A 10,719-nucleotide genomic window follows, 5' to 3' on the forward strand; every position below is an offset into this window, starting at 1 on the left:
GCCGCGGTTCCGTTAGAATGATCGGCATTCCAATGGTTTTCCTCAAAAACACGGACCCGTGGACGTCGCTTTTTCAGGAAGAAACCCCGACATCGCAATGCCGCGGGGACTGTTTTCCATACACTCGCGCCGGGCAGGCTCTCACGGGTATGAGGCACCACCGCCGGAAAAAACAACAGGCACCTGCAGTTTCCTGCAAGTGCCTGTCTTCATGCCGTTCGATGGAATCCGCGCGCCCGGGCCGTGGAAACAACGCTCACCGCTTCGGGGGATCGCGCCTCTTCTCGTTTGCCGCCGTCTTCCGGTCAACCCGGCGCTTTCCCCAGGTTCCGCGATCCCGTTCCGCGCGATCGATAGCAGTGAAAATCAAGCAGATGACCCGGTCGCACCCGCATCGTTCGCGGGTTTTTCGCCTGAAGCGGGCCGGGTCGCGCATACACGGAAGGGCTAAGCGACGGCGCCGCCCACGGTTCTGATGCCCTTGGCTCAACCATCGGAGCCCGATACTAGACGGCTCGAGGCTCGGCCCGATCGTGGGCACGAAGGAACCGTGTCCCTCCCTGCCTCCTCTCAGTACCGCCGATAGCGTCCGGGGACCCAATCGCCATAGCGGTTGTAATGCCCGGGAGCCCATCCTCGCCCGCCATATCCGCCATAGCGGTAAGGCCGGTAATACCTGGGCGAGCTCCGGTAATAACCGTTTCCATACCTGTAGTAGCCCGATCCGTAGCGGTTGTAGCCCGGTCCGTACCCATAATAGCCCGGTCCCGGTCCGTAGACGACGGGCCCGCCCACGGCGAGGCTGGCCACCGATGCCGCCGCCGCCAGCACGCCGCCCGCCACCACGAACGGGACCGCAAGCGGATTAAACACACAGCACTCCTGCGCCTGTGCGTTCCTGGTCGTAGTTCCCAGGAAAACAACAAGACTGATACAGAGTGCCAACGCTATTTTCTTCGTTGCGTTCATGTCTTTAGCCTCCAAATATATCGCTCGATTCCATACAATGCCCAGTCAGCCGTTCTATTGTCACAGACGAACCAGCGGGTAAAAATGTCTATAGCCGGTTGAATATTCGTCGGAAGCCTTTGCACGAAAAGGATTTGCAGTCTTAGGAACCCTTTCGGGGAACTCGTGTCGGAAGGAAATGATACGGTGGGCCACGAGAGGCAATGATGCCGTGCCGGTCCGCTCCACCCGGAAAGCCGCTTCCATCTGGAGGCGCCGTGCGCCAGGCCGGCCGTCGTTGCCCGGACCCCGACGAATTTCGCCGGAGCCGGCTGTCGCTTTTCCGCGGCGGCCGGAAATCGCAGCGACATTTCAACCAACGGGTGAGCCCGACAATCGAAGGGAGGCCCGAGAAACATCACGGGCGCGTATACGGGATGATTGCGCAAACCCGCGTTTCTCTCCCGCTGGCAGCCACAGTGCCGGGGAGGCTGAAACCGTGGTTTCCGCCGACGATTGTGAAGGAAAAGGGGCTGTCGGCGGAACCCGGGCGCGAGTATTATTTGACCCGCTCGATTTCAAAGCTGAGATCGTAACTTCCCCAATTGGAGCTTTTCACTCCGTTTTTTGTGGAACCGACGTATTTCGTCTGGCCCGGACGGAAGGTCACCTTGACCACCCCGGTCTCGCCCGCCTTGAGCACCCCGGCGTGAACCGCGACCATTCCCAGATCGGAATCCGTCGTATACATCTTCGATCCCCACACGGAGCCCCCCGACCCGGTGCCGGTGACCTCGAAGAGCATGACCTGTCCCGGGGCCGCACCGGGCACGTTCTTGAGCGTGCCCGGATTGGGCATGACGGCGTTGCCCGCGACAGGCTTGACTCCTTCGGCGGCCTCGACCGCGAAGCTCAGCTCATAGCTGCCCCACGACGAGCTCGTCACCCCGTAGCGCGTGCTGCCGGCATATTGAGCCCGTCCCGGGTAGAAGATGACCTTGACGACCCCGGTTTGCCCGTTCCTGATTGCGCCCGAATGAACCGCCGCCATCGCCAGGCTCGAATCCGTCGTGTAATAGTCGGTCCCCCACAGGGAACCGCCTGTCGTCTTGCCTGTCACGTTGAAAAACATTGTGGTTCCGGGCGCCACATTTTCCATTTGGTTGAGAGTCCCGGGATCGGGCAGGACGTTCTGTGCTTCCAGGGTGGAATGACCGATAAGAAGAAATGCGCTCAAGACAAACACGCCCAGTGCCAGAGTGGCTTTACGCATAGAACCCTCCGTTTTCATTGTCCTTTCACTGAATTCAACCGGCATGAACCGGCCGACAGCCCCCAAGTCGGTCAAATCAACCTACTTCAGGGGAAAGCTGGATGCAAGAACAATAAATTCGAAGGCTTACCGTCGTCGCAACGGTCGACTCAAGCCCGTCCCACCCCAACGACGGCATCCGAGCAATCGGCGGGCTTGCCGCAACCTCGCCTATCGCGTCCGTCCGGCCCGCGGGACCTTTCGCACGGGCGCGGTCCCCCTCGGGAAAATACCGGGAAGGGGATTGGATCGACTCTGCATTGAGGGGGGGTATTCCACCCAAGGTCGGTTCCCGGCAACACAACGGGAGCTTCAGCCCCGCCCGGTCAGGCAGGGAAGCCCCGGCGAAATACAGGTACCCGACAGCGGGACGAACCCGCGGTTTCAAAACCAAATGCTGCGATTCCCCCACGCCGGCCCCATCAAGGCCTCCAGGCAGGCAATCGGCCCGGAACATGGACTGCGGCGCATCAATTCGGATGGTTGAACACCACGTTGCGGAAAAATGCGATGAGCGCCTCTTTGCGCCTTCGTTCCTCGATCTGGTGGGGAATCAGCCTTTGCAGCGGCCAACGGAGCACCGACATCTCATATTCCATGATCGCGCCATAGGCATTGTTGAGGTACCATGCATAGAGCAGCCCGAAAAGTAGACCAGGGGGAAGGAACCCCTCCTGATCGTTGAGGGTGATCCGGTACGTCCTCGGATCATGGGGACTCCGGATCATGCGGGCGAGGGTCAGATACGCGTGCAGCTGCGAATCGCCGAGAAAACAACCGCGCTCGTCCACGGGACGCAACGTTATCTCGTAGCGCCTCGCCCCCCAATCGGCGTCGACCCAGCGGCGGCTTTCAAGATATCGTCCCAGCAACGACTCACCCAGGGCAATCAACAGATTGTCCCGGAGCCGCTCGGGGTTGTCGCTCAACTGCTCGTGGACCCTCAACATTCCGTTTTCCGGATCGTAATACCCCAGGACATTGTCCCACTCTTTGCTCCTGTTCCACGCCGCCGCGGGAACAATCTCGGCTCCGCAAAAGGCCTTCAGGTGATCCATGCGGATGTCGCGATTTTCCCAGACGACTTCCAGCATCGTTTGGCGAAGCCCCGGGGGAGAAAACCGCTTTCCAGCGAGGATTTCCTCGGCGGTCTTTCTACCGGCGCACACCGGAGGAGAATGGGTCGTGAGGCAATCCGTCGATGACGCAACGACGGTCGATGACGCAACGGTCCGGGGCTTGAGGTTGAACTGCCGGTGGGCGAAAACGAGCGTGCGGACGGCCAGGGCAAACCTTTGGGGATCATGATGGATGACCTGGGCGAGCCGCATCCTCCGCCTGGAATAGATCGTCGCTTCGATGGGCAACACCCTGAGCCGTTCCACCCGGTCGCGATCCAGGTAGATGGGACTCTTGCCCTCCAGGGCATAGTTGCACAACACATTCCCGGGGACGTGCTCGAGATTGGCGCTCAGCGTCACATCGAACAAGCCTTCCGCTCCCCCGGGAACATTCTGCTCGTAAGCCTCCACAAGCTCCGACACATAGAAGCCTCGATTCCTGCTCCGCAGGGATATGTCGGTTTCTCCCTCCTGAATCCAGAAGTTGGCTCCAAGAATCTTCAGCGCCCTCGTATTTGCCCTGATCGCATTGACAATGGGCGGCAGCTGCAAAATCGGCATGAGGCTCGTGTAGACACTGCCCGGGGCAAAAATGATGAGCTCCGCCTCTTCAATGGCCCTGCACAGGTCTTCACTCACCGCAGGGGGCCCGCAGTATTCCACCGCCACACGATCGATGGGGAACTTGCGCCGACAGAGGGCCGACTTTCTTTGTCCCCGGACGGCAACTCCGTTTCCGTACCGGAGCACGAGCTGTCCGGGAGTCGCGGTCGCGGGATGCAACCGTCGGGGGGGCGCTCCGATCGCCCGCGCCACCATATCGAGCCCCTTCCTGATCGCGGCCGCTTCCGGAGGACAGTCCGCGCTCTCACGGGATTCCCTGAGAATGGCCGCCGTGACCAGAAGGTTTCCCAGGCAGTGGCCTCCGGGCTTCAGGGTCGGACCGTCTCCGCCCGGAGATACATAGCGGCCCAATGCGGACAGGAAACCTTCCAGCGGCTCGGGGCAAAGCCCCCGCAATCCGCCGGGCACGACAAGCGTCGGATTCGACACGCTCTGCGTCTCATCGGTACTTTCCGGGAAGCGGTGATTGAAGATGCAATGGATGACATGAGCGAGCTGCGTCGCTTTGAAATCGTCGAGACCGTAGGTCGTTTTGAGGTTCTCGCGCAGGATCATCGAAAGGAGCAGTTTGCGCAAATCCCCTATTCCGATGATGGGAAGCTGCCGCAGCAGCAGACCGGTTGAGCCGCCGTCGTCCGTGGTGCACACCACGACGTCGATGGACGCAAACTCTTCCTTCAGCCCGACGAACGGGGCCTCGGGCCAGTCGTCGAGCTGTGAATTCCCGCCCACAACCGTCGAAAGCCCCGTTCCGCCTCCGAACGCCACTACGCGTGTGCTGCGGCATTCGAAGCTCAACACCTCCCGGACCAGGCGCGACCCGTGACTCCCGTCGGGCCCCGAGGGAGTCGTCCCGTTCAGCACGGCTTCCAGGAGTTCCTCGACATATCGGCTGAGCTCGGTCGCCCTCATTCCGGCCATCACTGGAGCCCCCTCCGGTCTCTGGCGGTTTCCCCGCGCATCGTGCATCCTTCCGAGACTCTGACATAACATAATTGGCCGATCGAGGCCAACCGGATTTGCGCGGTCCGCGGTTCGGTGCTCGAGGGACTCGTGCCGATGAGGGGCACTCCATCTATTCAATGAACACGACGCAGGAGATCACGGTCACGTAACCCCCCTTCATGCCGCAGGCCACGCAGGGAAGAGACAGGGCTTCGACCACCTTTCCGCTCATCAGGTAGATCTCTCTTCGCTCATCGTAGTCCTTGTCCGGATCGAATTCGATTCCGAGTGTCGTGGCCAGCATGGTGGAGGCCAGATCCTCGGCGAAATCTCCGACTTCGATTTCCTCCTGCCCGAAGGTGTGGAACTCGCTGATGTACCCGTACTGGTTCCTGTCGGTGGGAAAGGCGATGCCGACGGATGCCCCGATCATCCTCCCGAACTCGTTGGCACTGAGCCTGGCCATGACGCAGTACGTGATCTGCCCGGGCTTGAGCAGCTTCAAGCCCTCCTCGAGATCGATGATTTCGCAATTGGGCGGTAGAATGCTCGAAACGCTCACCAGGTTCTGTTTCTCGATCCCGGCGTCCCGTAGCGCCAACTCATACGACTGAAGCTCGTTCTTGTGGAAACCCACGCCCTTGGTGAAAAAAGCCATTGTCGGGACGATCATCGGTGCGCTCCTCACGGCGAAATACAATCGATCCTTGGATTAAAGCCCCTTGACGGTTTTTTCGCGCACGCATTATTGCACGCGCTTTCATCCCGCACAACCGATTACCTCACACCGATCGCTTCACCGAAGGTTCGCCGGCTCCCGCCCGTTCCGGAAAAGGCTCGACATCGCCTACTCGTCGATCCAGATGAAATCGGCTATCCGGGAGCAATCCTGCATGGGCAGTTCCATCAGGGATTCCGCGCACACCACGACCGCGATCTTCAACTCCGGGTGGTTTCTTGCGAGCTGATAGGGTATCCCGAGGTGGAAATCCGAATGAAAGCGGCCGCAGCAGAAAAAGATGCGGCGGCCAAGAAAAGGCTCCAGGGATGCGGCCATCACGGCGTCTTTCAGAACCTGGGCCTTGAAAAGGGCTTCCACGTCGAATCCCTTCATCGGAAGCGAATGCGGCATGCCTTCTACCTGAGCGACAAAACGATCGTGGTATTCCTCCGAATCGAAGTGAAATTCCGAGGGGAAATACCGACCGTCCTCTCCCGCCACTTCGGGTGAAACGGCATTGGCCGCCGCAACCGCCGCGGCCGCCCTGCGCGGCACGTTGGCCGCGATGACGGGGAGACCCCGCGTTTTCGCCAACTCGACAAGCGGCCGATAATCGCGTTCGTAGTTCTGCCAGGGACGGGCCAGGTCGAGAAAGCGATCCTCGGGGATCGTTCCCTGGAGATAGGAATCCAGGAAACCCTGGACGTCGCGTTCAAACATCTCGAGGGCAAGAACGAGGTTCGAATCCCGCTTCGCCAGCTCGGTGAGCATGATCAGCTCCGCTTCGTGGGCTATGCGGGAATCGTGCTCCTCCCCGAAAAAGACGACATCATACCCCATGAGCATTTCGAAGCCCTCTTCCAGGTGCATGGTCATCGCCCGGTTTGTCATCATATACTTCATTGAGCTCTCCAGGAGTTGCGGTTGCGGACAACGAACGACCCGTTCGGGCAAATGCGCCGGAAGCGGTTCTCCCCCGGCATGCGATTCCGTTTCCTTTGGATTGGATCACCCGGATTGTGAGCAGGTTTCCCGGGCGGTTTCCATAACGACTGCTGCGAGCTTCCACGAGACTTACCGGGCGCCTTGACGAAACTGCGGCGGGCGCTCCCGTTTCCGCAATCCTATCAGAAACCCCGCTCCCGCAGGTGGTAAAAACGGCTGATCACGGAAGTTTTTCCCGGATCGTCCCATCCGCCCGGCCCGCCGCGATGCGGACGCCGAATCGACCTTGTGTGCCGCCGCGCCTTGTTTCCCCCTCCGCAGCGCCACTCCCGTCCACCATGATCCCGACAGGACAAGCCGGCGAACCCCTCGCTTCCCGATGCGGCCCCCTCAATAGCCCGGCTCCCGGCCCAAAATCCGGTTGACTTTTTACTATGCCTGTGCTCCATGATAATACTTACTACACAGTACTCCCTTTCCGAGTTCCATCACACAGACAGACGGTTTCTTCATGGCACCGCGGGCGGAATGCCGCCGGAGGTCGATCTTCAACGACAGTCAGGCCGGGGATGCAGGGGCCTCGCGGTCCCGGTCGATGACCTTCGATGTGCAACGACCCGGTTTGAAACCCGTCCCGCAGCCCCTGCCGGGTGAACCCCGCGACCTCATACGGGAACGGTCTTCCGGTGATCCACAAAGCGCGGTCGAAACTTCTGCTTCGCTCGCAACAGTACGCGAAAAACAGAAAGACTTCATCGATACCACTGAATGGGGGAAGCAAATGGAGCGCCACAGGATAAACGTGTTTGTCATGATTCCGCTGCTGCTCGCGAGTCTTGCGCTGCTGCCGTTGCCGGGCGCGAGCGGCACGGCGCGAGCCCAGGATGACGTTTTCCATCCCTATGCGCATGAACCGTGTCCGGATGTTGACGGGGCTGCAGCCTATCATGCGGCTTTTCCGGCGGGGTCCCCGTTTGGCTTGAATCCGGGCGAGCGAGGGATCCAGGACCACATCAACGCCCGTCAACAAGCGGCTGACGGGATGGAGGGAACCTTCGCGGACTCCGGATTTGCAGACCGCGGTCCGGACGATCCGGCCGAAGGCTTGTCGGAAGGTCCCGCGGAGCGGATCCCCGCGGATCCCTTGATGGTCAGCCCCCTGTCGCCCGCGGGAACGATCACCGATACGACGCCGACCTACAAGTGGACCAGGGAAGCCGGCGCCACGCAGTACCGCTACCAGCTCATGAAAGGCACGACCACCGTTTACACCAGGACCGTCGGATCCGGCGCCTGCGGAGCATCGACCTGCTCGAATACGCCCGCGACCGTCCTGGGTTTCGCCACGTACAAGTGGAGAGTGCGCGCGATGGTGAACAACGTCTGGAAGCCTTACAGCGCCTTCAAAACCTTCACCGTGGCCAAGCCGATCCCAACCCCCATGGCGCCCGTCGGCACAATCACGGACAGGACGCCCACGTACCGGTGGACGAAGATCAGCGGCGCGACGCAGTACCAGTACCAACTCGTGCAGGGCACGACCACCGTATACACCAGGACCGCCGGGGCCGGTGTCTGTGGGGCCTCGACCTGCGCGAGCACCCCTTCCACCGCATTGCGTTACGCCACGTATAAGTGGAGAGTGCGCGCGATGGTGAACGATATCTGGAAACCTTACAGCGCCTTCAAAACGTTCACGGTCGAAAAGCCGATTCCGGGTTGCGACGCCGTCTTGCTCCCCGCACACAGCGGAGGGTGCACTTTTCGTCTCGTTACGCCTCAGAATTGCGAGGAGATCGACCTGAGCGGGGGCAAGTACTATGAATTCGCGTGGTTCACGGACGGCGTGTATTGCGAGACCCCCTGGACCATGTGCATAGCCGGCAATCCCGCCAACGTCACCACGGGGAAAAACATCTATTGCGAGGATTTTTCCGCGGGTTCAACCGATTACATCACCCATTACGGGGGGATCGTGTACGTGGATGCGGAGGCGTTCAATTCCCTGGGCCTGACAACCGATAACGGGATCTATCACTGGGTGGTCATTAGCTTTTCCGGGGCCAACCCGAACAGTCAAACCTTCAGGGTCAAGCAATAACCGCGCGGCGAGGTTTTTCGGGGTCCGGCGGCGAGTGGACCCGGCTCTTTCTGCCGAGCGCACGAAACGGCGAGGGCGAGACAACGCCCGGGAGCGATCCCGGGCCGAAGTCAAGGGCGGGAGGAAGGACGAGCCTTTTTCCGCCCGCCCTTTCCTCCCTCTGCCGCGTTGAGCCCCCTACAGGCACAACCGCTCAGTGAGGCGGATCATCTGCCCGAAGCCTTCTCCCGGGGAGCGGAACCGGCCGTCAACGGCGCTTCCGGCTTCGAAGGAGCGGGGCCGGCCGTCAACGCCCCTGTGGCTTGCGGGCGTCCGGGTTTGCTCTCAAGATACGGCTGCGGCTTCTTGGGAGTGGCCGTGTCCGTGAAAGTTTTCAGGTACGCCACGATGGCGGCTTCTTCCTCGAGAGTCAGCCCCATGTCGCCGATCAGGCCGATGTTGATGGCGGACAGGGGCGCACTGGGAAACTCGGGCTTGGGCCAGCAGTTGTTCGCCAGCGCATCCACTTCCGTCGCGATGCCCTCCGCGCATTCGGTTATGCCGAAGGATGCCGCCGTAACCCCGTTCACGTTGGCCGTGTTGTAGAAATGAACGAGTGATTCCAGGCTCTTGAACCATCCGTTGTGGGTGTACGCCTTGACAAAATCCGCGTCGGGGCGTTTGTCCACGTTGCGCAGGCTCGGGCTTCGCTGGGCTGCCAGATGAGCGTCAATTCCCGTATGCGCTTTCAGCCCTTCGTTGAATACCGGAAAGCCGGGGATCTCGGGATTCGGGGGCACGCCGATCACGTGGTATGAATTGTCCGAATACGTCTGTTCCGGCTCCACTCCCGTATCCCCCGGGGTAAAGGTGGGAGGAGTGGTGGAGAGATCGATGACGGGAGGGTTATTGGCGTGACACAGCGAACAGTTGGTGATCTTGGGCACCCCGTTCACGATCAACGGATTCGCAGGAGTGGAATAAAACAGGTCGTGGCCCAGGTTTTCCTGCGCCGTCAAGCCCTTGAGCGGGAACTGCCCGGGAGTGTCGTCGACGTCGATCCCGTCGAGCTCCCTTTTGAGCGCGATATCGCGCCTGGAGCTGAATGAGTTGACCTCCGGCGAGGACTGGTACGCGGCAAGCGACACCGCGATTCGCTTATAGTTTACTGCCAACCGCTCCTCGCAGGTGATCGGTTCCTTCCAGACTTTCTCGAAAAGCGGGGCATACGCGGCCGAAGCGACGGTCCGACAGACCCCCAGCTGGGTTTGATTCTGTTCGACGGGGTTCAAGAACGGATTGAACGCCTGTTCGGCCAATGGTCCCAGGTATTTTCCGTAAGCAGTCTTCAAACCCGGGATAAAGGCGCCTCCGGCGTCCTGAAAGACCTCATCGCCGATAGGCACTGTCGCCCCGTTCGGAAAGACCTGAGGGTCCGCCCCCTCGGAGCGGCCGTTCCAGAAAACTCCCCCAAGAAACCCGGAAGGGAAATTGGGGAAAGGGAGGGGAGAGACCTGGAACGGGGGGGAAAATGAGGCATACGCGCTCATGGGGGGTTTGAGCCCTCCTTTGGTGTGGGGATTCGCACCGGTGACCGCCACCTGGTGCAGGTTGACCCCCGAAACCCCGTAGGTCCAACCCGCTCTCGGGACGTGGCAGGTGGCGCACGCCATGCGCGGAGGATCGGATATATTCTGGAAGAAAACAAACTTGCCCAGATTCTCAATGTCCGACAGTGCCGCCGGGCTGACGTTCACGCCCACTGCGAGCAGGGCTGCCAGGACTACCACCGCCATTACCGGAATATGTTTTTTCATTTTCATTTCCTTTCCATGCTGAGATGATTCTTTCCTCCTTAGGACCGACGATTTACAGATATCGACCTCCTTTCCATTGGGATTTTTCTGTGGACTTATCCGTTGGTTGTGGAGCCACGGCGACCTCCTTTCGACTCATTGCGTAAAAGGTTGTCGATTGTTCCAAAGTGAAACAATTGGCCAGTTATTACAACACGTTAGAATAT

The 10,719-nt window shown here is 60.3% G+C and carries 7 protein-coding genes; 1 reads left to right on the forward strand and 6 read right to left on the reverse strand.

The features are described from left to right. Window positions 1-570: 570 nt before the first annotated feature. From SFUM_RS05310 to SFUM_RS05335, 5 genes are all read right to left on the reverse strand, one after another. Window positions 571-969, reverse strand: a complete 399-nt coding sequence (locus SFUM_RS05310) for a hypothetical protein (protein WP_011697887.1) — start codon at window positions 967-969, stop codon at window positions 571-573. A gap of 538 nt (window positions 970-1,507) precedes the next feature. Then, complete coding sequence (locus SFUM_RS05320; protein ID WP_011697888.1) at window positions 1,508-2,221, reverse strand: LCCL domain-containing protein; 714 nt, start codon at window positions 2,219-2,221, stop codon at window positions 1,508-1,510. Between the two features lie 509 nt (window positions 2,222-2,730). Further along, window positions 2,731-4,926 carry a gluconeogenesis factor YvcK family protein gene (locus SFUM_RS05325; RefSeq protein ID WP_011697889.1) on the reverse strand — a complete coding sequence of 732 codons (2,196 nt, stop codon included), beginning with the start codon at window positions 4,924-4,926 and terminating at the stop codon, window positions 2,731-2,733. Between the two features lie 154 nt (window positions 4,927-5,080). Next, complete coding sequence (locus tag SFUM_RS05330) at window positions 5,081-5,623, reverse strand: pyruvoyl-dependent arginine decarboxylase (protein ID WP_011697890.1); 543 nt, start codon at window positions 5,621-5,623, stop codon at window positions 5,081-5,083. A gap of 174 nt (window positions 5,624-5,797) precedes the next feature. Further along, window positions 5,798-6,574, reverse strand: a complete 777-nt coding sequence (locus SFUM_RS05335) for a ChaN family lipoprotein (protein ID WP_011697891.1) — start codon at window positions 6,572-6,574, stop codon at window positions 5,798-5,800. Window positions 6,575-7,397: 823 nt separating this feature from the next. Between SFUM_RS05335 and SFUM_RS05340 the strand changes: the two genes are divergently transcribed. Next, window positions 7,398-8,717: a hypothetical protein gene (locus tag SFUM_RS05340; protein ID WP_041439928.1), complete on the forward strand. Its 1,320-nt coding sequence runs from the start codon at window positions 7,398-7,400 to the stop codon at window positions 8,715-8,717. Window positions 8,718-8,923: 206 nt separating this feature from the next. On the opposite strand, the gene SFUM_RS05345 is transcribed toward SFUM_RS05340, so the two are convergent. Continuing rightward, complete coding sequence (locus tag SFUM_RS05345; protein WP_011697893.1) at window positions 8,924-10,513, reverse strand: cytochrome-c peroxidase; 1,590 nt, start codon at window positions 10,511-10,513, stop codon at window positions 8,924-8,926. Between the last annotated feature and the right edge of the window lie 206 nt (window positions 10,514-10,719).

Source organism: Syntrophobacter fumaroxidans MPOB (assembly GCF_000014965.1).
GTDB classification, from domain to species: domain Bacteria; phylum Desulfobacterota; class Syntrophobacteria; order Syntrophobacterales; family Syntrophobacteraceae; genus Syntrophobacter; species Syntrophobacter fumaroxidans.

Coding starts and splice junctions, on each gene's coding strand:
- SFUM_RS05330 (WP_011697890.1), bottom strand. CDS start 5,623: ATGATCGTCCCGACAATGGCTTTTTTCACCAAGGGCGTGGGTTTCCAC.
- SFUM_RS05340 (WP_041439928.1), top strand. CDS start 7,398: ATGGAGCGCCACAGGATAAACGTGTTTGTCATGATTCCGCTGCTGCTC.
- SFUM_RS05325 (WP_011697889.1), bottom strand. CDS start 4,926: ATGGCCGGAATGAGGGCGACCGAGCTCAGCCGATATGTCGAGGAACTC.
- SFUM_RS05345 (WP_011697893.1), bottom strand. CDS start 10,513: ATGAAAAAACATATTCCGGTAATGGCGGTGGTAGTCCTGGCAGCCCTG.
- SFUM_RS05335 (WP_011697891.1), bottom strand. CDS start 6,574: ATGAAGTATATGATGACAAACCGGGCGATGACCATGCACCTGGAAGAG.
- SFUM_RS05320 (WP_011697888.1), bottom strand. CDS start 2,221: ATGCGTAAAGCCACTCTGGCACTGGGCGTGTTTGTCTTGAGCGCATTT.
- SFUM_RS05310 (WP_011697887.1), bottom strand. CDS start 969: ATGAACGCAACGAAGAAAATAGCGTTGGCACTCTGTATCAGTCTTGTT.